We start from the raw sequence: 23,187 nt of genomic DNA on the forward strand, positions 1-23,187 counted from the left end.
AGTTATGCCCATTCAGGTGCTACCACCGCAGCTTGCTAACCAGATTGCCGCTGGCGAAGTGGTAGAGCGCCCGGCCTCCGTGGTGAAAGAGCTGGTGGAAAACAGCCTGGATGCGGGGGCTACACGGATTGATATCGATATCGAAAAGGGCGGGGCAAAGCTGATTCGCATCCGTGATAATGGTTGCGGCATCGGCAAAGACGAACTGGCGATGGCCCTGGCCCGCCACGCGACCAGTAAAATCACCACGCTTGACGATCTTGAGGCCATTATCAGTCTCGGATTTCGCGGTGAGGCGCTGGCCAGTATTAGCTCGGTTTCCCGGCTGACGCTCACCTCGCGCACCGAGGCGCAGAGCGAAGCCTGGCAGGCCTATGCGGAAGGCCGCGATCAGGCGGTGACCGTGAAGCCTGCGGCACATCCGGTCGGAACGACCCTGGAAGTGCTCGACCTGTTTTATAACACGCCCGCCCGCCGCAAATTTATGCGCACCGAAAAGACCGAGTTTACCCATATCGATGAAGTGATGCGCCGCATTGCGCTGGCGCGTTTCGATGTGGCGATTAGCCTCAGCCACAATGGCAAGCTGGTGAGACAGTACCGTGGCGTCAGTGATGATACGCAGCGCGAGCGGCGGCTTGGTGCAATTTGCGGTACCGCGTTCATCAGCCACGCGCTGGCGATTGAGTGGCAGCATGGTGAACTGGCGCTGCGCGGCTGGGTTGCCGATCCCGCCGGGTCTAAAGTGCTGAGCGAGCTACAGTATTGCTATGTTAACGGTCGCATGATGCGCGATCGGCTGATTAATCACGCTATTCGTCAGGCCTATCAGGATAAGCTGGGCGATCAGCACCAGCCCGCCTACGTGCTGTATCTTGAAATCGATCCGCATCAGGTCGATGTCAACGTTCACCCGGCCAAGCATGAGGTGCGCTTCCACCAGTCGCGCCTGGTGCATGATTTTATTTATCAGGGCGTGGTGAGCGTGTTGCAGGAAACCGGCCAGGAAATGCTGGCGGATCTTGAACCCGGTACGCCTACCGATCGCTGGCAGCCTGAAAATCGCCAGGCGGCGGGTGGAAATCATTTCTCCACGCCTGCACCATCGGATGCAGACTATTCTGCGGGTGCGGGTGCGGGTGCGGGTGCGGGTGCGGGTGCGGGTGCGGGTGCGGGCTCAGCAGCGGGATTCCGTCTGGACCACGCTGCAACAGAGGTTCCTCGTTCATCTGTCGGCCCGTCATCCTCTTCAGCAGATAATATGCGCAGCGCTTCTGGCGGAGGTTCCTCAGAACGTGCATCCGGTGGCCTGGCAGGCGCAATGTTCCCGCACCGGCGGCAGGAGCCGGTTTATCAGAAACGTGAGGGTGCCGCTTATCAACAGCTGATGAATACGCCGCCAGCGCGATGCAACGAACCTGCTTTGCCCGCGCCGGAAAAAAGGACTCCGCAACCGCTACCTGAAACACCGCTTAGCGGCCATGCGCACAGCTTTGGCCGCGTACTAACGGTGTTACAGCAGCATTACGCGCTGGTTGAAAGTTCAGAACGCTTATCGCTGGTCGCCCTCGCCGTTGCCGAACGCTGGCTGAAGCAGGCGCAGCTGGAACCGGGAACGGAAGGACTTAAACCGCAGCCGCTGTTGATCCCGGTACGACTCAAGCTCGATAAAGCCGAGCGAGAGGCGATGAGCCATTCGGCCACATTGCTAAATCAGCTGGGTATTGAACTGCTTGCGGAAGGCCAGCATGTGATGCTGCGCGCGGTGCCTTTACCATTACGCCAACAAAATTTACAAAACTTGATTCCAGAACTGTTAGGCTACTTGGCCCGGCAGCAGGATGTTTCAGCCAGTCAGATTGCGCAGTGGTTAGCGCGTCAATCGGTTTCTGAACATCAGCACTGGAATCACTCGCAGGCGATTGCCCTGCTGGCCGATGTTGAACGACTTTGCCCGCAGTTAGTGAAATCGCCACCTTCTGGATTAGTGCAAATTATTGATATTAATACGGCGATGAACGCCCTGAAGTATGAGTGAACAATCCACGGCTGGCCTGCCTAAGGCAATATTTTTGATGGGGCCTACGGCCTCCGGTAAGACCGCGCTGGCGATAGCCCTGCGTCAGGCGCTGCCGGTAGAGCTGATTAGCGTAGATTCCGCACTGATTTATCGCGGAATGGATATCGGCACCGCCAAGCCTTCTGCGGAAGAGCTGGCATTGGCGCCTCATCGTTTGCTGGACATCCGCGATCCCGCTGAAAGTTATTCAGCGGCAGAGTTTCGTCGCGATGCGCTGGCTGAAATGGCGGAGATTACCCAACGCGGGAATATTCCGTTGCTTGTTGGTGGCACCATGCTTTATTACAAGGCGTTACTGGAAGGATTATCCCCACTGCCCGCGGCCGATCCTGAAGTGCGTCAGCGTATAGAGCAAATGGCGAGTGAGAAGGGCTGGGAAGCACTTCATCGCCAGTTATGTGATGTTGATCCCGTTGCAGGACGTCGTATTCATCCGAATGATCCCCAGAGACTTTCGCGAGCACTGGAAGTTTTTTTTATTTCGGGTAAAACTTTAACGGAACTGACAAAAACGTCTGGAGACGCGCTGCCGTATGATGTTCACCAGTTTGCTATCGCGCCAGCGAGTCGTGAACTGATCCATCAGAGAATAGAGCTGCGTTTTCAACAGATGCTGGCGTCAGGATTTGAAGCGGAGGCTCGGGCGCTCTTTGCACGAGGTGATTTGCATACGGATATGCCTTCCATTCGTTGTGTTGGTTATCGCCAGATGTGGTCATTTTTGTCCGGTGAAATTGATTACGATGAAATGGTTTATCGGGGAATTTGCGCAACCCGGCAGTTAGCTAAACGTCAGATAACCTGGCTACGCGGTTGGAAAGATGTCCACTGGCTTGACAGTGAACAGCCTGACGAAGCGTATTCCAGAGTGTTACACGTTCTTAGTGCGAAGCCTGGGTGATTGTGTACAATTGGTGCGTTATCGCGCGCAAATTTTTTACGTCGTATTTCGAATCGCAAGGTTCTTAAGTTACAAACAACAAGCATATAAGGAAAAGATAGAATGGCTAAGGGGCAATCATTGCAAGATCCGTTCTTGAACGCACTGCGTCGTGAACGTGTTCCGGTTTCGATTTATTTGGTAAATGGCATCAAACTTCAGGGTCAGATTGAGTCGTTTGATCAGTTTGTCATTCTTTTGAAAAATACGGTTAGCCAGATGGTGTATAAGCACGCGATCTCAACCGTTGTTCCGTCCCGTCCCGTTTCCCATCACAGCAATAATGCGGGTGGCGGTAGCAACAACTATCATCATGGCGGAAGTAACCAGGGGGCGTCTTCTCAGCCTCAACAAGACAATGATGACGCTGAATAAATAGCGCCGCTGTCTATCCATGACGGGGAGTTGTTCCCCGTCCTGGCATAACGTTTTATCCTGATTTTCTCATCTCGCCCAGGCGGGGTGATATTGCGTAAAAATGCCGATTATTGAGCTGGCGCGCCATGTTTAAGCTGATTTTGATGCAGTATGGCCATCGGGTAGCAGGTTCAACCAGGTTCTGAGAGGTTTAAGTTTGTTTGACCGTTATGATGCCGGTGAGCAGGCCGTACTGGTACACATCTATTTTTCGCAAGACAAAGATATGGAAGATCTACAGGAGTTTGAAACTCTGGTTTCTTCCGCTGGCGTTGAAGCGCTCCGTGTCGTTACCGGTAGCCGTAAAGCACCGCATCCTAAATACTTTGTCGGTGAAGGAAAAGCTGTAGAAATTGCCGAAGCGGTTAAAGAGAGCGGGGCTTCCGTGGTGCTTTTTGACCACTCGCTCAGCCCGGCCCAGGAACGCAACCTTGAAGCGCTCTGTGAATGCCGCGTCATTGACCGTACCGGATTAATTCTGGATATCTTTGCGCAGCGAGCCCGAACTCACGAAGGTAAATTACAGGTAGAACTGGCGCAGCTGCGTCATCTTGCGACCCGTCTTGTACGCGGCTGGACGCACCTTGAGCGCCAGAAAGGCGGTATCGGTTTGCGTGGCCCGGGTGAAACCCAGCTCGAAACCGACCGTCGGTTATTAAGAAATCGCATTACGCTGATACTTTCCCGTCTTGAGCGCGTTGAGAAGCAGCGCGAACAGGGCAGGCAGTCGCGCAGCAAAGCCGATGTGCCGACCGTTTCGCTGGTGGGCTATACCAACGCCGGTAAGTCCACTCTGTTTAACCGTTTGACGTCTGCCGATGTTTACGCAGCCGATCAGCTGTTTGCCACGCTCGATCCGACGCTGCGCCGGGTGAATGTAGCCGACGTGGGCGAGGTTGTGCTGGCGGATACTGTAGGCTTTATCCGCCATCTTCCCCACGACCTGGTTGCGGCGTTTAAAGCCACGCTGCAGGAAACGCGTCAGGCGACGCTGCTGCTGCATATTATTGATGCTGCCGATGTCCGTCTTGATGAAAACATTGAAGCGGTAAACGTCGTGCTGGAAGAGATCGAGTCTGATGAGATCCCCAGCCTGCTGATTATGAATAAGATTGATATGCTGGAAGATTTCGTCCCGCGTATCGATCGTGATGAAGAAAACCTGCCGATCCGCGTCTGGCTGTCCGCACAAACCGGCGAGGGGATCCCGCTACTGTTCCAGGCTCTGACTGAGCGTCTGGCCGGTGAAATCGCGCAGTATGATTTGTGTTTGCCGCCGGAAGCGGGGCGGCTGCGCAGTCGTTTTTATCAGCTTCAGGCGATAGAAAAAGAGTGGAATGAGGATGATGGGAGCGTAGGTTTACACATACGCATGCCGATCGTTGACTGGCGACGTCTGTGCAAGCAGGAGCCGGAGCTGGTGAATTACATTGTTTGACTGATTTTGCCTGACACGCGTATCCCGGCTTGGGATACCACCGCACACACAATTAATGGAGCATAAACATGGCGTGGAATCAGCCCGGAAATAACGGACAGGACCGCGACCCGTGGGGAAGCAGCAATAATCAAGGCGGCAACTCTGGGGGAAATAAGGGAGGACGTGATAAAGGTCCTCCTGATTTGGATGATATCTTCCGTAAACTGAGCAATAAGCTCGGTGGTCTGGGCGGTGGCAAAAAAGGTGGCGATGGCGGCAACGGTAACGATCAGCGTCGTTCCGGTAACACCGGGCGTCTGGTCAGCATCGCGGCAGCGGCTGTAGTGGTCATTTGGGCCGGTAGCGGCTTCTATACCATCAAGGAAGCCGAGCGCGGTGTGGTAACTCGTTTTGGTAAATTCAGCCATCTGGTTGAACCAGGCCTGAACTGGAAGCCAACCTTTATCGATCAGGTCCGCGCAGTTAACGTTGAGGCGGTGCGCGAGCTTTCTGCCTCCGGTACGATGCTGACCTCTGATGAAAACGTCGTGCGCGTTGAAATGAACGTGCAGTACCGCGTCACCAACCCTGAACGCTATCTGTTCTCGGTGACCAGCGCGGATGACAGTCTGCGTCAGGCAACCGACAGCGCCCTGCGCGGCGTGATTGGTCGCTCAACGATGGACCGTATTCTGACCGAAGGCCGTACCGTCGTGCGTAGCGATACCCAGCGCGAGCTGGAAGAAACCATTCGCCCTTACGATATGGGGATTACGCTGCTGGACGTTAACTTCCAGACTGCGCGTCCACCGGAAGAGGTGAAAGCCGCATTTGACGATGCGATTGCCGCACGTGAAAACCGCGAGCAGAAAGTGCGTGAAGCAGAAGCCTACGCGAACGGAGAAATCCCGGTAGCGCGTGGTAAGGCGCAGGAAACGCTGGAACGAGCCCGTGCTTATAAAGCGCGTGTGACGCTGGAAGCGCAGGGTGAAGTGGACAGCTTCGCGCGTATTCTGCCGGAGTATAAAGCTGCACCGCAGATTACCCGTGAGCGTCTGTATATCGAAACCATGGAACGCGTGCTGGGCCATACGCGTAAAGTACTGGTAAACGATAAAGGCAACAGCCTGATGGTTCTGCCACTGGACCAGCTGATGCGTGGCCAGTCCGGCAGCGCTCCGGCGAGCAGCGGCGACAGCACCAATCTAATGCGTCTGCCTCCTGCCAGCAGCGGCAGCGAACGCGCCAGCAGCAGTACGTCGTTCAGCCCGGACGACATCATGGATCAGCGCAGGGTGAACTCCCAGCGTAACGATACCCAGCGCGAAGGGAGAGAGTAATCGATGCGTAAGCCATTAATCGTATTATTGATTGTTGTGCTGGTGGTGCTGTACGCGTCACTGTTTGTTGTACAGGAAGGGCAGCGTGGCATTGTGATGCGCTTCGGTAAAGTTCTGCGTGATGATGAGAACAAGCCACTGGTCTATGAACCAGGCCTGCACTTTAAGATCCCATTCCTGGAATCCATGAAGCCGCTTGATGCCCGTATCCAGACCATGGATAACCAGGCCGATCGCTTCGTGACCAAAGAGAAGAAAGATCTGATCGTTGACTCCTATATCAAATGGCGCATCAGCGATTTCAGCCGTTACTACCTCGCTACCGGCGGTGGTGATGTATCTCAGGCTGAAGTTCTGCTGAAACGTAAGTTCAGTGACCGTCTGCGTTCTGAGATTGGTCGCCTGGATGTAAAAGATATTGTCACCGATTCACGTGGTCGCCTGACTACCGACGTTCGCGATGCGCTGAACACCGGTAGCGCGGGTGCGGATGATGAAGTGGCCACACCGGCAGCGGACGATGCGATTGCTTCTGTCGCCAAGCGTGTTGAGAGCGAGACCAATAGCAAAGAACCGTCGATCAACCCGAACAGCATGGCTGCGTTAGGTATTCAGGTGGTGGATGTTCGCATCAAGCAGATCAACCTGCCAACTGAAGTGTCTGACGCGATCTTTGCCCGTATGCGTGCAGAACGTGAATCCGTTGCCCGTAGCCAGCGTGCGCAGGGTGATGAAGAAGCAGCAAAAGTGACCGCGCAGGCGGATTATGAAGTTGCCTTCATCAGTGCTCAGGCAGAGCGTCAGGCGCGTATCACCCGCGGTGAAGGTGATGCCGAAGCAGCAAAACTGTTTGCCGATGCCTTCAGCCAGGATCAGGATTTCTATGCGTTTATGCGTAGCCTGCGTGCCTACGAGAACAGCTTCAAGAGCAATCAGGACGTGATGGTGCTCAGCCCGGATAGCGACTTCTTCCGCTTTATGAAGAATCCGTCTACCACGACGCGCTGATAATCTGTTATAACTGCGGAAGGCCGGATTTATCCGGCCTTTTTTTATGGCCGGAATTTGCCCGGCAGCGGCTGGCAGAACAGTAACGAGATCGACGAAGATGAATGCAATTGTGTGGATGGCAGTGGGGTTAGTATTGGTTTTTGAAGGGCTTGGCCCGATGCTCTGGCCGCGCATTTGGCGACGAATGATTTTGTCGATGGCGCAGCTACCGGATGCATTACTGCGCAGGGTCGGCGGCGGGCTGGTTGTGGCGGGTGCTGTGATCTACTACATGATTAGCGTGCGTAACGGTGGCTAAATCCACCGTATGTTGTGATATCCGACCGGTTATGGCGATTGTCGGCAAAAAAGTACGCAATCGTATGCTAAAACAGCTGAAAGACTAAAATGACGATGGTAGAATCCATTTTTAAGCAATCGGTGATTTTGAGAAATGGGTAAGAACGTCGTCGTACTGGGCACCCAATGGGGTGACGAAGGTAAAGGTAAGATTGTTGACCTCCTGACAGAACGTGCTAAATACGTAGTGCGCTATCAGGGCGGCCATAACGCTGGCCATACGCTAGTCATCAACGGTGAAAAAACCGTCCTCCACTTAATTCCATCTGGCATCCTGCGTGAAAACGTGACCAGCATCATCGGCAACGGTGTTGTACTGTCTCCGGCTGCGCTGATGAAAGAGATGAAAGGTCTGGAAGATCGCGGCTTCCCGGTACGCGAACGTCTGTTCATTTCTGAAGCCTGCCCGCTGATCCTTGAGTATCACGTGGCGCTGGACGTTGCGCGCGAAAAAGCACGCGGCGCGAAAGCGATCGGTACGACCGGTCGCGGTATTGGCCCGGCTTACGAAGATAAAGTGGCTCGTCGTGGCCTGCGCGTTGGTGACCTGTTCAACAAAGAAACCTTCGCGGCCAAGCTGAAAGAAGTGATGGAATACCATAACTTCCAGCTGGTTAACTTCTACAAAGCCGATGCGGTTGACTACGATAAAGTGCTGGCGGATACCCTGGCAATTGCTGATATCCTGACCAGCATGGTGGTTGACGTGTCTGAACTGCTGGACGGCGCGCGCAAGCGTGGCGACCTGATCATGTTCGAAGGCGCACAGGGTACGCTGCTGGATATCGACCACGGTACCTATCCGTACGTGACCTCGTCTAACACCACCGCAGGTGGCGTGGCAACGGGCTCAGGTATCGGTCCGCGCTATGTTGATTACGTTCTGGGTATCGTTAAAGCCTACTCCACTCGCGTGGGTGCAGGTCCGTTCCCAACCGAACTGTTCGACGAAACCGGTGAGTTCCTGTGCGAGAAAGGCAACGAGTTCGGTGCTACCACCGGTCGTCGTCGTCGTACCGGCTGGCTGGATGCGGTTGCCGTGCGTCGCGCCGTGCAGATCAACTCCCTCTCTGGCTTCTGCATGACCAAACTGGACGTGCTGGATGGTCTGAAAGAAGTGAAAATCTGTGTGGCATACCGTATGCCGGACGGCAGCGAAGTGACCACCACTCCGCTGGCAGCAGAAAACTGGGAAGGTATCGAGCCAATCTACGAAACCCTGCCAGGCTGGAGCGAAACGACCTTTGGCGTGAAAACGCGTGATGGTCTGCCGCAGGCAGCGCTTGATTACATCAAGCGTGTTGAAGAAGTGACCGGCGTACCGGTTGATATTATTTCAACCGGTCCGGACCGTAGTGAAACGATGATTCTGCGCGACCCGTTTGACGCATAATTGTATTTCAGGCCGGGCATTGCCCGGCCAGATCCTTTCCTGCACTGGTTTCCTGCCGTCCCTGTCAGTTCGTTTCACCAATGCCGCTTGTTTAAATAAAATCGCCCCTTTGCGGTGGCTGGTTTATTATCATTGCTAACAAAGTCCATTCTTAAGCGGATTACAGCTTCAATACGGGTTTTATCCTTGAGGTTACTGTGCAGCTAACCAGTTTTACCGATTACGGCTTGCGTGCGCTGATCTACCTTGCCTCTCTGCCAGAGGGCCAGATGACCAGCATCACCGAAGTGACAGACACTTATGGCGTGTCCCGTAATCATATGGTCAAAATTATCAATCAACTTAGCCGTGCCGGCTATATCGCGGCGATGCGCGGTAAAAATGGCGGTATTCGCCTGGGCAGACCGGCTGAGGAGATAGTGATAGGCCAGGTAGTCCGTGATATGGAACCGCTTCAGCTGGTGAATTGCCACAGCGATTTCTGCCATATCACCTCTGCCTGTCGCCTGAAAAAGGCGCTGCATGATGCCGTCCAGAGCTTCCTGCGGGAACTGGACAATTACACCCTGGCTGACCTGGTGGAAGATAACCATCCGCTTTACAAAATTTTGCTGACCGACCGCGTGTCGCTCAGCAGCTGACAACGGAGGAACCTCGATGTCAAAAGATCCCTTTCAGGAAAGAGAAGCTGAAAAGTACGAAAACCCGATCCCCAGCCGTGAGTTTATTCTCGCGCACCTGGACAAACGTGAAAAGCCTGCCAGCCGGGAAGAGCTGGCGGTAGAGCTATCCATCAACGGTGAAGAGCAGACCGAAGCGCTGCGCCGCCGCCTGCGCGCCATGGAGCGCGACGGGCAGCTGGTCTTCACCCGCCGCCAGTGCTACGCGCTGCCGGAACGCCTGGACCTGTTAAAAGGCAAAGTCATTGGCCATCGCGATGGCTTCGGCTTCCTGCGTATTGAAGGCAGCAAAGACGATCTTTATCTCTCTGCCGAGCAGATGAAGATGTGCATGCACGGCGATATCATTCTCGCTCAGGCCATGGGCGCCGATCGCCGTGGCCGCCGCGAAGTGCGCGTGGTGCGCGTAGTAGAACCGCGCAGCGCACAGATTGTTGGCCGCTACTTTACCGATGCGGGCGTCGGCTTTGTCGTTCCCGACGACAGCCGCCTGAGCTTCGATATCTTAATCCCGGCCGAAGAGCTGATGGGCGCAAAAATGGGCTTTGTGGTGGTGGTGGAGCTGACGCAGCGCCCGACCCGCCGTACGAAAGCCATTGGTAAAATCGTCGAGGTGCTTGGCGATAACATGGGCACCAGTCTGGCCGTTGAAATGGCGCTGCGCACCCATGATATTCCGCACGTCTGGCCGCCAGAACTGGAAAAACAGATCGCTCATCTGAGTGAAGAAGTGCCGGAAGAGGCGAAAAAAGGCCGTGTGGATCTACGCGATCTGCCGCTGGTCACCATTGATGGTGAAGATGCCCGCGACTTCGATGACGCCGTATTCTGTGAGCGCAAGCGCGGCGGCGGCTGGCGTCTGTGGGTTGCCATTGCGGACGTCAGCTACTACGTGCGCCCCGGCACGCCGCTGGATGCCGAAGCGATTAACCGTGGTACATCAGTGTACTTCCCGTCGCAGGTTGTACCAATGCTGCCGGAAGTGCTGTCAAACGGCCTGTGCTCGCTGAATCCGGAAGTGGATCGTCTGTGCATGGTGTGCGAGATGACCGTATCCTCCACCGGTAAACTGACCGGCTACAAGCACTATGAAGCGGTCATGAACTCGTTCGCCCGCCTGACCTATAACAAGGTGTGGAACATTCTGCAGGGCGATCAGGATCTGCGCGAGCAGTATCAGCCGTTGGTGAAAGACCTGGAAGAGCTGCACCGCATGTATCTGGCGCTGGAAAAATCCCGTGAGCAGCGCGGCGGTATCTCGTTTGAAACGGAAGAGGCGAAGTTTATCTTCAATGCTGAACGCCGTATCGATCGTATTGAGCAGGTATCCCGCAACGATGCGCACAAGCTGATCGAAGAGTGCATGATCCTCGCCAACATCGCTTCGGCCCGCTTCGTGGAGAAGAATAACGAACCGGCGCTGTTCCGCGATCACGATCGTCCAAGCGATGACAGCATCAAGAGCTTCCGTTCCGTGCTGAACGAGCTGGGCCTGACGCTGCCGGGCGGCAACAAGCCGCAGCCACTGGACTACGCCGAGCTGCTCAGCCAGATTGCGGGCCGTCCTGACCACGAAATGCTGCAAACCATGCTGCTGCGTTCCATGAAGCAGGCGGTGTACGATCCGGAGAACCGTGGCCACTTTGGTCTGGCACTGGCTTCCTACGCACATTTCACCTCGCCGATCCGTCGTTATCCGGACCTGCTGCTGCACCGTGCCATTAAGTATCTGCTGGCGAAAGAGAACAACACGCTGCAGGGGAACACCACGCCAACCGGTGGTTTCCACTACGATCTGCAGCAGATGCTGCAGTTTGGCCAGCACTGTTCGATGACCGAGCGCCGTGCTGACGAAGCGACGCGCGACGTTGCCGACTGGCTGAAGTGTGACTTTATGCAGGATCAGGTGGGTGAAACCTTCAGCGGGGTGATTTCCAGCGTGACCGGCTTTGGTTTCTTCGTGCGTCTTGACGATCTGTTTATCGACGGCCTGGTTCACGTGTCGACGCTGGACAACGACTACTACCGCTTTGACGCCGTTGGTCAGCGTCTGATCGGCGAGTCCGGTGGTCGTACCTACCGCCTGGGCGACTCGGTGGAAGTGCGCGTTGATGCGGTGCATATGGACGAGCGTAAGATTGATTTCGCACTGATCTCCAGCCAGCGTAAGCCGCGCGGTGAAGGGAAAACCGAGCGTGAACGCGAAAAACGTGGTGTGGCAAAAAACAGCGGTAACCGCCGCCGTGCTCCGCGTCCGGGCAGCAAAAACTTCGAGCCGGACAGCGACTTCCGCAAAGCGGGCGAGTCAAAAAACGCCCAACCGGCGAAAAAAGAAAAAAAGCCACGCAAGCCGTCGGATAAAACCCGTAAAATCGCCGCCGCCACCAAAGCGAAACGCGCAGGGAAAAAATCCGACCGCGACTAACTGAGCGGTGTGAATAACCGGCAGCAGGGGGCGAGCGTTGACGCGTTTGCCCCTTTCAACTGAATGATGACCTTTGAGTAACTGAACCATGAGTGAAATTGTTTTTGGTATCCACGCCGTACAGGCGCTGCTGGACAGCGACCCCCAGCGTTTCCAGGAAGTCTTTATCCAAAAAGGGCGCGACGATCGCCGCTTACAAACGCTGGTGAAAGCGCTGGAAGCGCAGGGCGTGGTGATTCAGGTGGCGAACAAGCAGATGCTGGACAGCAAGTCTGAAGGTGCTGTGCATCAGGGCATTATTGCCCGCATTAAACCGGGCCGTCAGTATCAGGAAGGCGATCTTCCCGATCTGCTGGAGAGCCTGGAAAGCCCGTTCTTCCTGATCCTCGACGGCGTGACCGACCCGCATAACCTGGGGGCCTGCCTGCGCAGCGCCGACGCCGCAGGCGTTCATGCGGTTATCGTGCCAAAAGATCGCTCCGCCGCTCTGAATGCGACCGCGAAGAAAGTGGCCAGCGGTGCCGCCGAGCATGTGCCGCTGATCCGCGTGACCAACCTGGCACGCACCATGCGCCAGCTGCAGGAATCCAACGTGTGGATCGTCGGCACCGCCGGTGAGGCCGACCACGACCTGTACCAGAGTAAAATGACCGGCCCGATGGCGCTGGTGATGGGTGCAGAAGGCGAGGGCATGCGCCGCCTGACGCGCGAGCACTGCGATGAACTGATTAGTATTCCGATGGCGGGCAGCGTGTCTTCACTGAACGTTTCCGTCGCGACCGGTATTTGCCTGTTTGAAGCGGTACGTCAGCGCAGCGTTAAGTAAATTGTTCGGGGCGTGACCTGCGCCCCAGCATTCTTCGCCCCTCGTTTTATCCTGTCATCTGGCCCGTTTTAAACAGGATGCCGTGATGGACTGGAAAACCCATACTGTTTTCAATCAACCCGCCCCCCTCAGCAATAGCAATCTGTTTCTTTCCGATATTCCGCTGCGCGACGCCGTGCTGCGCCACGGCGCTGGCTGGGATGCTGAACGTCTGGCCTCCGTCGGACAACAGCTGGGCAGCGCGGAATCGCTTGAGCTTGGAAGGCTGGCAAACCGTAATCCACCGGAGCTGCTGCGCTACGATGCCACGGGGGAAAGGCTGGATGATGTGCGTTTCCATCCTGCATGGCATCTGCTGATGCAGGGGCTGTGTGCGAACCGGGTACACAATCTGCCGTGGCAGCCCGATGCGCCAGAGAATGCCTTCGTGGCACGCGCCGCTCGTTTCATCCTGCATGCCCAGGTTGAGGCCGGAACGTTGTGCCCGGTTACCATGACCTTCGGTGCCATTCCGCTGCTACAGCGCCATTTGCCCGCCGACTTTCACGCCTGGCTGCCGGGGCTGCTCTCCGATCGTTACGACTCCCATCTTCAGCCTGGTGAACAAAAGCGCGGCCTGTTGATTGGCATGGGCATGACTGAAAAGCAGGGCGGAACCGACGTGTTGAGTAATACCACGCGTGCTGAACCCGTCAGCCATCGTGGCCCCGGTGAATGCTACCGGCTGGTCGGGCATAAATGGTTTTTCTCGGTGCCGCAAAGCGATGCGCATCTGGTGCTGGCGCGGACCTCCGGTGGCCTGTCCTGCTTTTTCCTGCCGCGATTGCTGCCGGACGGTACGCGTAACAGCGTGCAGATCGAGCGCCTGAAAGACAAGCTCGGTAACCGCTCCAACGCCAGTAGTGAAGTGGAGTTCAGGGATGCGCTTGGCTGGCTGATTGGCGACGAGGGTGAAGGGGTACGGCAAATCCTGAAAATGGGCGGTTACACGCGCTTTGACTGCGCGCTGGGTAGCCATGGTCAGATGCGTCGTGCATTTTCAGTGGCGCTGTACCATGCCCATCAGCGGCAGGTGCAGGGGAAAACGCTGGTAGACCAGCCGCTGATGCGCCAGGTGTTGGCCTCTCAGGCGCTGGTACTGGAAGGGCAAACGGCGCTGCTGATGCGTCTTGCTCGTGCCTGGTCTGATGCCAAAGATGAAGCCGAACGTGGCTACAGCCGCCTGCTCACCCCCGCTGCCAAATACGTTATCTGTAAACGCGGAATCCCGTTTGTGGCCGAATCGATGGAGGTACTTGGCGGTATCGGCTACTGCGAGGACAGCGAACTGCCCCGACTGTACCGCGAGATGCCGGTTAACAGCATTTGGGAGGGTTCAGGTAACGTGATGTGCCTGGACGTGCTGCGAGTCTTACTTAAGCAGCCAGCGATCGGTGAGCGACTGGATGCGCAGTTTGCCGAAGTGAAAGGCATTAACCGACATTTTGACCAGCAGTGGCGGCAGCTCAGATTATTACTTCGCCAGCCGGATGAAGCGCGAGCGCGAGGTCTGGTTGAACGGCTGTTCTCACTGGCGACGGCGGAGCAGGTACTACGCTATCTTGAGCCGCCGCTGGCGGACGCGTGGTGCCGCCAGCAGCTGGACTCACGTGGAGGCGCGGCAATCCCCGATGAGGTTTGCCAGCGGCTGCTACTGCGCGCCAGCGGCGTGAGTTGATGGCCCGTAGAAGATCGCCGAAGCGTACCACATGCCCGGAGCCACCGTTTCGCTCACCAGTTGGATCAGGTAGTAGCTGGCCCCGCTGGCGTTAGCTTTTGCCGCCAGCGCCCGCTCGGCATCGTCCGGGGAGCCGCGCACCGTGACGCTGGCCGTTCCCAGTCGGGTCAGATTGGTGCTTTGGGCACGGACGATCTCCTGCGCGTGGTCCGCTGGCGGCGGCGGTGGCTGGGGTGTGGTTTTCAGCGCGCTGCAGGCGCTCAGCAGCAGGATGACGGATAACGCAATGATCGGACGCATCTTCAGCTCTCTTTGATGGCAGTGGCATGAGTTTACGTCATTCCACGCAAGAGGGAGACGATTTCACCTGAAATGCCTGCGGCAGATGAGCAGAATCCTGCCCCGGCGGCGGCTGTCGCAGTGCCTTTCAGCATGAATTTATCATCGATGCTGCGGCCGCATCTTTTTTCTCCGCTCGCTCGATCTTTACCTTGTGTTTCCCACCCCTCGCCAGTATGATTACGCGTCAATTTTTCAGCCGCATTCTCAAGTTGTAGCCTGCTAATCGTTGGTTACGGCTTATAACGTTCCTTGCTTCCATGGGCCGCGGCTGACCCCGACAGGAGGCTGAATAATCCGTAAGGAGCAAATTCGATGCGTCATTACGAAATCGTATTTATGGTTCACCCTGACCAGAGCGAACAGGTTCCTGGCATGATCGAGCGCTACTCTGCCACCATCACTGGTGCAGAAGGTACGATCCACCGCCTGGAAGACTGGGGCCGTCGTCAGCTGGCTTACCCGATCAACAAACTGCACAAAGCTCACTACGTTCTGCTGAACGTTGAAGCTCCGCAGGAAGCGATCGATGAGCTGGAAACTAACTTCCGCTTCAACGACGCCGTTATCCGCAGCATGGTTATGCGCGTTAAGCACGCGGTAACTGAAGCATCTCCGATGGTTAAAGCGAAAGACGAGCGCCGTGAGCGTCGTGAAGATTTCGCTAACGAAACCTCTGATGATGCAGATGCTGGGGATTCTGAAGAGTAATTTCTATGACGGCTAACCGTCTGACGCTGTCTGGCACCGTGTGCAAGACGCCGATGCGAAAAGTCAGCCCGTCAGGAATTCCACACTGCCAGTTCGTGCTTGAGCATCGTTCACAGCAGGTGGAAGCCGGTTTTACCCGGCAAGCCTGGTGCCGTATGCCGGTGATTATCAGCGGCAAAGCCCATCAGGCCATTACTCAAAGTATAACGGTCGGCGCGCAGGTCACGGTTCAGGGTTTTATTTGCAGCCATCAAGGGCGCAACGGCCTGAACAAACTCGTACTGCATGCCGAGCAGATTGAATTGATAGATTCTGGAGACTAGCCAAATGGCACGTTATTTCCGTCGTCGCAAGTTCTGCCGTTTCACCGCGGAAGGCGTTCAAGAGATCGATTATAAAGATATCGCAACGCTGAAAAACTACATCACTGAAAGCGGCAAGATCGTACCAAGCCGTATCACCGGTACTCGTGCAAAATACCAGCGTCAGCTGGCTCGTGCTATCAAGCGCGCGCGTTACCTGTCCCTGCTGCCGTACACCGATCGTCATCAGTAACGGCAACTGTCTATTAACGACTTTAAGAGGATAAGGTAATGCAAGTTATTCTGCTTGATAAAGTAGCAAACCTGGGCACCCTGGGCGACCAGGTAAACGTTAAAGCGGGCTACGCTCGTAACTTCCTGGTACCACAGGGCAAAGCTGTTCCTGCTACTAAGAAAAACGTTGAGTTCTTCGAAGCACGCCGTGCAGAGCTGGAAGCCAAACTGGCTGACGTTCTGTCTGCTGCTAACGCTCGCGCTGAGAAAATCAACGCACTGGGCACCGTTACCATCGCGTCTAAAGCAGGCGACGAAGGTAAACTGTTCGGTTCTATCGGTACTCGCGACATCGCTGACGCTGTAACTGCAGCTGGCGTTGAAGTGGCTAAGAGCGAAGTTCGTCTGCCGAACGGCGTTCTGCGCACCACCGGTGAGCACGAAGTGGACTTCCAGGTTCACAGCGAAGTATTCGCGAAACTGATCGTGAATGTAGTTGCTGAAGCTTAATCGCTTTTAGCAATTAAAAACGCCGGCCTCGTGCCGGCGTTTTTGTTTCTGCTGAAAGCTGATGACGCTGCTCCTCCCCAGCTTTGCCGTGCTACTGGGCACGAATAAATGAACCGTCTGCCTGACGAGTAAACAGAATTTCCCTGCCCGCTGACTCCAGCGTTAACCCCGTAACAACGCCTGCCGCATTGAGCCGGATCTTCACCCTCTGGCCCGCATTCAATGTACTGAGCGGTTTATCACTGCCTTCCACCTGCGCCATCGCAAAGACATCGTTAACCGGCAGATTATTATCGCGGAACAGCTGTGCCAGCGTCTGGCCGGACGCAATCGTATAGTTGCGCCACTGCCCGCGTGAATCACCCTGCGTGTTGCTGCTTTGTGGGAAGTCGTCGGCGATATTCGCCTGTAACGGCACTTCAGTCCCCTCAGAACCGCTTTGCAGCGGCGTAACCGGTGCTCGCTGCGGGGAAGGGGCTGGCCACAGGAAGGCCAGCAGGATCACTACAACGGCAACGATAATACCGCGACGGTGTGGTGCGGGGAGCGGGTCCATCCAGTGCATCTTATCCGGCAGATGCCAGATATGGCTGAGCCACGCGGGGGAGCGTGAAGCTTTCGATGCATTTGGCATAGCTTCCTCCTTTCGGCGCACGCTGCGCGCCATCAGTAAGACTCTGGCCATCCAGCTTTTCCATGCGAAAGAGAAACGTGGCTGGCTTTTCCTGCGCCGGCGGGCAATTTGGCCCATTTATACCTCTGAGTACACTGTAGCTGAACCGGTTACCCCTGGGGTGAAAAAATTCCGCAATCTGGACAAACGTGGTCTGTTTTTATTCTGGGAACGGGAAAGACACGCTGTGCGGTAACCATTTGAGCATTCTGAATAATTGAAGACATTATTGTTTCTCTTTCGCGATCAAAAGTCACCAGTAGAAGATGGGATTTTACGCACGTTCTCTGCGCTGTTATGCTTCGGCTTCTGTTTTATCAATGATGAAAGGAAAATCCATGACAACCCCTTCTTTTGACAGTGTAGAAGCGCAAGCAAGTTACGGTATCGGTTTACAGGTTGGCCAGCAGCTGCAGGAATCTGGTCTGCAGGGTCTGCAACCAGAGGCGCTACTGGCGGGCCTGCGTGATGCGCTGGAAGGGAATGCCCCGGCTGTTCCTGTTGATGTTGTTCACCGCGCGCTGCGTGAAGTTCATGAGCGTGCTGAAGTTGTGCGCCAGGAGCGTCAGAAAGCGCTGGCAGTGGAAGGTCAGAAATTCCTGGAAGAGAACGCGAAGCGTGACGGCGTCAGCAGCACCGAAACCGGCCTGCAGTTTAGCGTGCTGACTCAGGGTGAAGGTGCCATCCCATCCCGTCAGGATCGCGTACGCGTTCACTACACCGGTAAACTGATTGACGGCAGCGTGTTTGACAGCTCTGTACAGCGCGGTGAACCGGCTGAGTTCCCGGTCAGCGGCGTGATCCCAGGCTGGATCGAAGCGCTTACCCTGATGCCGGTTGGCTCTAAGTGGGAGCTGGTTATCCCTCACAACCTGGCCTACGGCGAGCGCGGTGCAGGCGCATCAATCCCGCCATACAGCACGCTGGTATTTGAAGTCGAACTGCTGGAAATTCTGTAATCCCTCAGGCGCGCCCTGTGGGGCGCGCCTGCTGCTGTTCCCCGTTATTGCAGCTTCAGCTGATAAATCGCAAAGCCCGTTTCATCCGTTGCCACCTGCTTGAGCGGATACTGGGCGTGAGTGCGAATAAATTCAGCGGCTTTCTCCCCCGGCGCGGTCTCAAAACGAATATCCAGCGGCGTATTGCTGACTATCGGTGCCAGTCGCCAGTTATTGTCTGCCTGCGGCTTCACCTCGCCATCGGCTTTGGTTTGTGCGCTGATGTAGGCGGCAAGCACTGAACGGTTCTCATCCGGTGAGGCAAACGCTATCTGCTTTTCACCCGTGCCTGCAAATTTCCCACCGTAAGCGCGATAGTTATTTGTGGCAACGAGGAAAGTGGCTTCTGGATCGATGGGCTTTCCGTTGAAGGTTAAATCACGAATACGCGAGCTTTCCGGATTGATCAGCTGGCATTCGCTGTCATAGCGTGCTGGTTGGGTGATATCGATCTGGTAGTTCACACCGTCAATCACATCGAAATTATAGGTACGGAAGTCCCAGTTAATCAGCGACTGCGGGCTGCTGTTATGAATATCAATCTGATTGAACTGCCCGGCAGAACACTCCAGCCACTCTTTTACCTGAGCACCGCTGACCTTCATCACCACCAGGGTGTTGGGATATAGATAGAGATCGGCGGCGTTACGGAACGTCAGCTGGCCTTTATCCACTTCAACATAGCTGGCCGGATCGTTTTTACGGCCTCCGGCCTTAAAGGGTGCTGCTGCGGAAAGTACCGGCAACCGCGCCAGGTCGGGATCGCCCTGGATAAAGCGTTCTGTATAGTCGCGCTGGGCATTATTAACGATCTGTACGGTCGGATCGTCCTGCACCAGCGACAGATAGCTGGCCATCACGTCGGCGGATTTGCCAATTGGCTGGCTGACAAACTCACGCGTGCCGTTATGATCGTCGGCCAGCACTTTCACCAGCGCCGGATCTTCCGCCGCCAGCGACTTTTTCGCTGCCTTGTCATAAACTGGCCGCGCTTCTGCTTTGGCACCGATCACCTTCCAGCTGCCACTCTCGTTATTCAGCACCAGATCGACCACGCCGAGGTGATCGCCCCACATCCCGGGCATCACTGCCGGAATGCCGTTGAGCGTCCCCTGCTCGATGTCAGCGCCTTTAATGGCGGCGAAGTCGGCGCTGGGGAATACGGCGTGCGCGTGGCCAAACATAATGGCGTCAATGCCCGGAACCTGGCTGAGGTAGTAAACGGAGTTTTCCGCCAGTGCGTGATACGGCTCGCTGGAAAGGCCGGAGTGCGGGATCGCCACAACGATATCGGCACCCTGAGCGCGCATTTCCGGCACCCATTTTTTCGCGGTGGCAGTGATGTCATCCACCGTAACCTTACCGCTAAGGTTCTTTTTGTCCCAGACCATAATCTGCGGGGGCACAAAGCCGATATAGCCGACCTTCAGAGTATGCTCTTTACCTGCGCGATCGCGCACCTTCACCGGTTCAATCAGGAAAGGCGTAAATAGCGGCTTCCCGCTGGCAACGTCAATAATATTGGCGTTAATGTAGGGGAAACGTGCACCGGCGATCGCCTTTTGCAGATAGTCGAGGCCGTAATTAAACTCATGGTTACCCAGATTGCCGACGCTGTAGTTCAGGGTGTTCATCGCTTTATAAACCGGATGAGTCTCTCCCTTATTCAGCCCCTTCGCCGCCATATAATCCCCCAGCGGGCTGCCCTGGATCACGTCACCGTTATCGACCAGTACGCTATTCGTGACCTGCTGGCGCGCTGCGGCGATCAGCGAGGCGGTGCGCACAAGGCCATATTTATCGGTGGGCTGATCTTTGTAGTAATCGAAGTCCATCATATTACTGTGCAGATCGGTGGTTTCCAGAATGCGAAAATCGACCGTGGCGGCCTGTAGTGTGCCGCTGACCAGCAGTGTGAGCAGCGTAATGCCAGGTTTAAACATGTTGTCTCCCTTTCTGATGCCTGACTGAATTTCGATAACCTTCGCAGAAAAATATGAAAATTTGTCGTTATGCTGCAAAAAAATGTGATCGAAAGCCGATAATTAGCCGTGATTTTCCGCAAAAACCCGAACTGTGAGGATCGAATGGCACGATGGCAGAAAATAATCAAAACGGTGTCATCGTGGGGGTGTTCTACGCTATGCTTTTGAAATAAATGGTTAACCTGCTGTTAACCCTGGCTGAAGTGAACTGCTATTCTCAGTAGAGTGCTTTAGCGTTTGCGCGTTGATAGCAGGCCTGTATGAATCCGATCGGGAGGTGGAAAGTGTTAGAACAAATTTGCCAGCTGGCACGTGAAGCAGGTGATGCAATTATGCAGGTGTATGATGCACCCACGCCGGTAGACGTAACACGCAAATCTGATGATTCCCCGGTAACGGCGGCGGACATTGCGGCGCATAAAATTATTGTTACCGGGCTGCAGGCACTTTCCCCGCAGATCCCGGTGCTGTCAGAAGAAGATCCGGCCGACTGGCCGACCCGTCAGAGCTGGCAGAGCTACTGGCTGGTGGACCCGCTGGACGGAACGAAAGAGTTTATCAAGCGCAACGGTGAGTTTACCGTCAATATTGCGCTGATTGAGGGGGGGAAACCGGTTCTGGGCGTGGTGTATGCGCCGGTGCTGGACGTGATGTACTCCGCAGCGAACGGTAAGGCTTGGAAAGAAGAGGGCGGACAGAAAGCACAGATTCAGGTTCGTGAAGCCCATCCTCCGCTGGTGGTGATCAGCCGTTCACACGCGGCATCCGATCTGGAGCTGAAAGAATACCTCGATCAGATGGGCGAGCATCAGACTACGGCGATCGGTTCATCATTGAAGTTTTGCCTGGTTGCGGAAGGTACAGCGCAGCTTTATCCGCGCTTCGGGCCGACCAACATCTGGGATACCGGTGCAGGGCATGCTGTCGCCCTGGCGGCGGGTGCGCACGTCAACGACTGGCAGGGGAAAACGCTGGACTACACGCCGCGGGAATCCTTCCTCAATCCGGGGTTCCGCGTCTCAATCTTTTAAGTCTTGACTGGTGCTACCGGATATTGACAGCAGCTACGGCGCAGCGATAAATGTCCGACGGTTGTTAGCCCGGCCTGAGGAGGCATTGCCCTTTCAGACCGGGATGTAATCTTTATTTTAAAAGCGCCTGCAGCAGCGCCATGACCTGTTTAACCTCATCCTGCGTCAGCGCACCGTCCTTCACGAAGCGGACCTTGCCCTCTTTATCCAACACGGCAATCGCCGATCCACCGCTTTGCAGCTGCCATGCTTTCAGCACGCTGCCATTGCTGTCGATAATAAACTGCGACCATGGGAACTGCTTCTTATTGCTCTCGATGCTGCTGCGCACAAACATGCCGGTGCCAGGAATCGCATCGTCGGTGTTCACAATGGTGGTGGTTTGATAACGATCGTGCGGTAACTTCGCGGCTTTAATGGCTTCAATCAGCGCAGCATTTTGCTCTTTAGCGGACGAGCGACCGGCAATATGTTGCAGCACCCGCACTTTTCCCACCAGCTGCGCGCTATTCCAGTTTTTATAGCTAAACTTATCTTGTTGATACACCAGCTCCCCTTTGTCGGCGATACCGACAGGAGGAACGCGCTGGTTCTCAGCCAGATTATGCGCCCCAGCCATAAACGGCAGCAGCAGACAGGTCAGCGCAAGGAAATGTCGAACTTTTCTCATAATCGCTCCAGCGTAATGTGATCGGACCAGTTGTTCACTCAGATGTAATAATAAGTGTGGATGATGCTGCTGTCGCATAGAAATAACATCTTTGCAACACACTGCACAAAACCCTGTAGATCGAAGGTTTATACTGCATCTCGTCGATAGGGAGAGATAGTGCTCTGTAATGATGTGTAAACGTAGTAAAAAAATTGGGAATTAAGGACATAGAAAGCAATCAGTGTTCTATAGTCTAATCACTTTGCGCTTCACGGATTCGTCTCTGATTTGGTTACGGACGGAGCGTACGTTAAATATTCAGGAGTACAATCAACAATGAAAATATTCCAACGCTATAACCCACTTCAGGTTGCTAAGTACGTTAAAACCCTGTTTCGTGGTCGGTTGTATATTAAGGATGTTGGCGCGTTTGAGTTCGATAAAGGTAAGATTTTGCTGCCGCGCGTGAAGGATAAGCAGCATTTTAGTGTGATGTCAGAAGTGAACCGCCAGGTTTTGCGCCTCCAGTCAGAGTTTAACTGATGTAAGAGAAGGCGCCCTGTGGTGCGATGTTTGTCTGTCGAGAGTATGAAGCCGCTATCTTGTTGAGAGGGCGGCTTTTTTATTGCCTGGTGGCTGGTGGTTTCGGGGATCGGGGTTCAGCCTCTGCGGCTACCTGGCGGTCCTCGCGCCACGCTTTGCGTGGTGCCTTCGTTTCCGGCTGCGGGCCTTGCGGATCGGCGTGGAGCGGGCGTCCTGCCCGCGCCACGCCTGAGCCACGCGTCCATGCGTGTCTCTCCGGTCCCGCAGCCTGCACCTCAGCGCTGCGGATTGCCCGGTAGCCGCAGAGGCTGACCCCCTTGCAGCATCATCGTTGCTTTCTTGACGCGCCTGGCAGGTCTCTTTGTTGAGAAATTTGAGAGAGCAGTTTTTTCTAACAGTTGCTTCTAACAGGCATCACTAACTGTTAAAAGCGGACTGGTTGGGGGCGGCTACGGACAATCCGCAGCGCTGAACGCAGAGAGGAGGCCAGGATTCGCCAGCAGGACGCTGGCGAAGGCTCGGTCGGGCCATGGATGGACCGTCTGAGCCGGTCCTACAGGCTGACGAACGAAGTGAAGGTAACCGCGAAGCGGCGCGAGGACCGCCCGTAGCCGCCCCCAA

Annotated in this window: 23 protein-coding genes; 19 read left to right on the plus strand and 4 right to left on the minus strand. The window is 55.4% G+C overall.

From position 1 onward, the window contains the following. Positions 1 to 4: 4 nt before the first annotated feature. From mutL to OMR58_RS03350, 12 genes are all read left to right on the plus strand, one after another. Positions 5 to 2,038 carry a DNA mismatch repair endonuclease MutL gene (gene mutL, locus OMR58_RS03295; RefSeq protein ID WP_264545271.1) on the plus strand — a complete coding sequence of 678 codons (2,034 nt, stop codon included), beginning with the start codon at positions 5 to 7 and terminating at the stop codon, positions 2,036 to 2,038. Continuing rightward, entirely contained in the window at positions 2,031 to 2,981 is a 951-nt protein-coding gene (miaA, locus tag OMR58_RS03300; protein ID WP_105592089.1) for a tRNA (adenosine(37)-N6)-dimethylallyltransferase MiaA, read from the plus strand. The genes mutL and miaA overlap by 8 nt, the downstream gene beginning before the upstream one ends. A 102-nt stretch (positions 2,982 to 3,083) precedes the next feature. Next, positions 3,084 to 3,395 carry an RNA chaperone Hfq gene (gene hfq, locus OMR58_RS03305; protein WP_105592088.1) on the plus strand — a complete coding sequence of 104 codons (312 nt, stop codon included), beginning with the start codon at positions 3,084 to 3,086 and terminating at the stop codon, positions 3,393 to 3,395. Between the two features lie 199 nt (positions 3,396 to 3,594). Next, positions 3,595 to 4,875 carry a ribosome rescue GTPase HflX gene (gene hflX / locus OMR58_RS03310; RefSeq protein WP_105592087.1) on the plus strand — a complete coding sequence of 427 codons (1,281 nt, stop codon included), beginning with the start codon at positions 3,595 to 3,597 and terminating at the stop codon, positions 4,873 to 4,875. A gap of 68 nt (positions 4,876 to 4,943) precedes the next feature. After that, positions 4,944 to 6,197: an FtsH protease activity modulator HflK gene (hflK, locus tag OMR58_RS03315; protein WP_200560594.1), complete on the plus strand. Its 1,254-nt coding sequence runs from the start codon at positions 4,944 to 4,946 to the stop codon at positions 6,195 to 6,197. A gap of 3 nt (positions 6,198 to 6,200) precedes the next feature. After that, entirely contained in the window at positions 6,201 to 7,205 is a 1,005-nt protein-coding gene (hflC, locus tag OMR58_RS03320) for a protease modulator HflC (protein ID WP_200560595.1), read from the plus strand. A gap of 100 nt (positions 7,206 to 7,305) precedes the next feature. Continuing rightward, entirely contained in the window at positions 7,306 to 7,506 is a 201-nt protein-coding gene (locus OMR58_RS03325; RefSeq protein ID WP_105592084.1) for a DUF2065 domain-containing protein, read from the plus strand. Positions 7,507 to 7,641: 135 nt separating this feature from the next. Beyond that, entirely contained in the window at positions 7,642 to 8,940 is a 1,299-nt protein-coding gene (locus tag OMR58_RS03330) for an adenylosuccinate synthase (protein ID WP_200560596.1), read from the plus strand. Positions 8,941 to 9,137: 197 nt separating this feature from the next. Then, a complete protein-coding gene (nsrR, locus tag OMR58_RS03335) occupies positions 9,138 to 9,581 on the plus strand; it encodes a nitric oxide-sensing transcriptional repressor NsrR (RefSeq protein WP_105592082.1) in 444 nt (147 codons plus the stop codon). Positions 9,582 to 9,597: 16 nt separating this feature from the next. Continuing rightward, positions 9,598 to 12,045, plus strand: coding sequence for a ribonuclease R (gene rnr / locus OMR58_RS03340; protein WP_264545272.1), 2,448 nt, complete (start codon positions 9,598 to 9,600; stop codon positions 12,043 to 12,045). Positions 12,046 to 12,133: 88 nt separating this feature from the next. Continuing rightward, positions 12,134 to 12,871, plus strand: coding sequence for a 23S rRNA (guanosine(2251)-2'-O)-methyltransferase RlmB (rlmB, locus tag OMR58_RS03345; protein WP_105592080.1), 738 nt, complete (start codon positions 12,134 to 12,136; stop codon positions 12,869 to 12,871). A gap of 85 nt (positions 12,872 to 12,956) precedes the next feature. Next, the gene (locus OMR58_RS03350; protein ID WP_200543369.1) at positions 12,957 to 14,588 is read left to right on the plus strand and encodes an isovaleryl-CoA dehydrogenase; all 1,632 of its coding nucleotides are present in this window, start codon (positions 12,957 to 12,959) and stop codon (positions 14,586 to 14,588) included. Here the strand turns inward: OMR58_RS03350 and bsmA are convergent. After that, the gene (gene bsmA / locus OMR58_RS03355; protein ID WP_200560599.1) at positions 14,562 to 14,888 is read right to left on the minus strand and encodes a biofilm peroxide resistance protein BsmA; all 327 of its coding nucleotides are present in this window, start codon (positions 14,886 to 14,888) and stop codon (positions 14,562 to 14,564) included. The two genes, OMR58_RS03350 and bsmA, sit on opposite strands and share 27 nt — an antisense overlap. A 354-nt stretch (positions 14,889 to 15,242) precedes the next feature. Here bsmA and rpsF point away from each other — a divergent pair, with 354 nt between their 5' ends. The 4 genes from rpsF to rplI are packed head-to-tail and all read left to right on the plus strand — an operon-like array spanning position 15,243 to position 16,684. After that, the gene (rpsF, locus tag OMR58_RS03360; protein WP_004160104.1) at positions 15,243 to 15,638 is read left to right on the plus strand and encodes a 30S ribosomal protein S6; all 396 of its coding nucleotides are present in this window, start codon (positions 15,243 to 15,245) and stop codon (positions 15,636 to 15,638) included. 5 nt (positions 15,639 to 15,643) lie between these two features. Beyond that, complete coding sequence (gene priB / locus OMR58_RS03365) at positions 15,644 to 15,961, plus strand: primosomal replication protein N (RefSeq protein WP_105592077.1); 318 nt, start codon at positions 15,644 to 15,646, stop codon at positions 15,959 to 15,961. Between the two features lie 4 nt (positions 15,962 to 15,965). Continuing rightward, positions 15,966 to 16,193, plus strand: a complete 228-nt coding sequence (gene rpsR / locus OMR58_RS03370; protein WP_000135199.1) for a 30S ribosomal protein S18 — start codon at positions 15,966 to 15,968, stop codon at positions 16,191 to 16,193. Positions 16,194 to 16,231: 38 nt separating this feature from the next. Continuing rightward, complete coding sequence (rplI, locus tag OMR58_RS03375; protein ID WP_105592076.1) at positions 16,232 to 16,684, plus strand: 50S ribosomal protein L9; 453 nt, start codon at positions 16,232 to 16,234, stop codon at positions 16,682 to 16,684. Between the two features lie 91 nt (positions 16,685 to 16,775). Here rplI and OMR58_RS03380 read toward each other — a convergent pair whose 3' ends face one another. Further along, positions 16,776 to 17,318, minus strand: coding sequence for an OapA family protein (locus tag OMR58_RS03380; protein ID WP_264545273.1), 543 nt, complete (start codon positions 17,316 to 17,318; stop codon positions 16,776 to 16,778). A 377-nt stretch (positions 17,319 to 17,695) separates the two neighbouring features. Here OMR58_RS03380 and fklB point away from each other — a divergent pair, with 377 nt between their 5' ends. Continuing rightward, the gene (gene fklB, locus OMR58_RS03385; protein WP_105592075.1) at positions 17,696 to 18,316 is read left to right on the plus strand and encodes an FKBP-type peptidyl-prolyl cis-trans isomerase; all 621 of its coding nucleotides are present in this window, start codon (positions 17,696 to 17,698) and stop codon (positions 18,314 to 18,316) included. 44 nt (positions 18,317 to 18,360) lie between these two features. Here fklB and OMR58_RS03390 read toward each other — a convergent pair whose 3' ends face one another. Then, the gene (locus OMR58_RS03390) at positions 18,361 to 20,298 is read right to left on the minus strand and encodes a bifunctional 2',3'-cyclic-nucleotide 2'-phosphodiesterase/3'-nucleotidase (RefSeq protein ID WP_200560602.1); all 1,938 of its coding nucleotides are present in this window, start codon (positions 20,296 to 20,298) and stop codon (positions 18,361 to 18,363) included. A gap of 326 nt (positions 20,299 to 20,624) precedes the next feature. On the opposite strand from OMR58_RS03390, the gene cysQ reads away from it, so the two are divergent. Then, positions 20,625 to 21,371, plus strand: a complete 747-nt coding sequence (gene cysQ / locus OMR58_RS03395; RefSeq protein WP_264545274.1) for a 3'(2'),5'-bisphosphate nucleotidase CysQ — start codon at positions 20,625 to 20,627, stop codon at positions 21,369 to 21,371. 112 nt (positions 21,372 to 21,483) lie between these two features. Here the strand turns inward: cysQ and OMR58_RS03400 are convergent, their stop codons facing one another. Continuing rightward, on the minus strand, positions 21,484 to 22,041 hold the full coding sequence (locus tag OMR58_RS03400) for a YtfJ family protein (RefSeq protein ID WP_200560604.1): 558 nt from the start codon (positions 22,039 to 22,041) through the stop codon (positions 21,484 to 21,486). Positions 22,042 to 22,359: 318 nt separating this feature from the next. Between OMR58_RS03400 and OMR58_RS03405 the strand changes: the two genes are divergently transcribed. Beyond that, positions 22,360 to 22,566 carry a DUF1107 domain-containing protein gene (locus tag OMR58_RS03405; protein ID WP_105592072.1) on the plus strand — a complete coding sequence of 69 codons (207 nt, stop codon included), beginning with the start codon at positions 22,360 to 22,362 and terminating at the stop codon, positions 22,564 to 22,566. Positions 22,567 to 23,187: the final 621 nt, after the last annotated feature.

The sequence above is a fragment of the Erwinia sp. INIA01 genome (assembly GCF_025947915.1).
In the GTDB taxonomy this organism is placed as follows: domain Bacteria; phylum Pseudomonadota; class Gammaproteobacteria; order Enterobacterales; family Enterobacteriaceae; genus Erwinia; species Erwinia coffeiphila.

Excerpts from the sequence above, each read along its gene's own strand:
- mutL (WP_264545271.1), top strand. The coding sequence starts at position 5 with ATGCCCATTCAGGTGCTACCACCGCAGCTTGCTAACCAGATTGCCGCT.
- miaA (WP_105592089.1), top strand. The coding sequence starts at position 2,031 with ATGAGTGAACAATCCACGGCTGGCCTGCCTAAGGCAATATTTTTGATG.
- hfq (WP_105592088.1), top strand. The coding sequence starts at position 3,084 with ATGGCTAAGGGGCAATCATTGCAAGATCCGTTCTTGAACGCACTGCGT.
- hflK (WP_200560594.1), top strand. The coding sequence starts at position 4,944 with ATGGCGTGGAATCAGCCCGGAAATAACGGACAGGACCGCGACCCGTGG.
- hflC (WP_200560595.1), top strand. The coding sequence starts at position 6,201 with ATGCGTAAGCCATTAATCGTATTATTGATTGTTGTGCTGGTGGTGCTG.
- OMR58_RS03325 (WP_105592084.1), top strand. The coding sequence starts at position 7,306 with ATGAATGCAATTGTGTGGATGGCAGTGGGGTTAGTATTGGTTTTTGAA.
- OMR58_RS03330 (WP_200560596.1), top strand. The coding sequence starts at position 7,642 with ATGGGTAAGAACGTCGTCGTACTGGGCACCCAATGGGGTGACGAAGGT.
- rnr (WP_264545272.1), top strand. The coding sequence starts at position 9,598 with ATGTCAAAAGATCCCTTTCAGGAAAGAGAAGCTGAAAAGTACGAAAAC.
- rlmB (WP_105592080.1), top strand. The coding sequence starts at position 12,134 with ATGAGTGAAATTGTTTTTGGTATCCACGCCGTACAGGCGCTGCTGGAC.
- OMR58_RS03350 (WP_200543369.1), top strand. The coding sequence starts at position 12,957 with ATGGACTGGAAAACCCATACTGTTTTCAATCAACCCGCCCCCCTCAGC.
- bsmA (WP_200560599.1), bottom strand. The coding sequence starts at position 14,888 with ATGCGTCCGATCATTGCGTTATCCGTCATCCTGCTGCTGAGCGCCTGC.
- rpsF (WP_004160104.1), top strand. The coding sequence starts at position 15,243 with ATGCGTCATTACGAAATCGTATTTATGGTTCACCCTGACCAGAGCGAA.
- priB (WP_105592077.1), top strand. The coding sequence starts at position 15,644 with ATGACGGCTAACCGTCTGACGCTGTCTGGCACCGTGTGCAAGACGCCG.
- rpsR (WP_000135199.1), top strand. The coding sequence starts at position 15,966 with ATGGCACGTTATTTCCGTCGTCGCAAGTTCTGCCGTTTCACCGCGGAA.
- rplI (WP_105592076.1), top strand. The coding sequence starts at position 16,232 with ATGCAAGTTATTCTGCTTGATAAAGTAGCAAACCTGGGCACCCTGGGC.
- OMR58_RS03380 (WP_264545273.1), bottom strand. The coding sequence starts at position 17,318 with ATGCCAAATGCATCGAAAGCTTCACGCTCCCCCGCGTGGCTCAGCCAT.
- fklB (WP_105592075.1), top strand. The coding sequence starts at position 17,696 with ATGACAACCCCTTCTTTTGACAGTGTAGAAGCGCAAGCAAGTTACGGT.
- OMR58_RS03390 (WP_200560602.1), bottom strand. The coding sequence starts at position 20,298 with ATGTTTAAACCTGGCATTACGCTGCTCACACTGCTGGTCAGCGGCACA.
- OMR58_RS03400 (WP_200560604.1), bottom strand. The coding sequence starts at position 22,041 with ATGAGAAAAGTTCGACATTTCCTTGCGCTGACCTGTCTGCTGCTGCCG.
- OMR58_RS03405 (WP_105592072.1), top strand. The coding sequence starts at position 22,360 with ATGAAAATATTCCAACGCTATAACCCACTTCAGGTTGCTAAGTACGTT.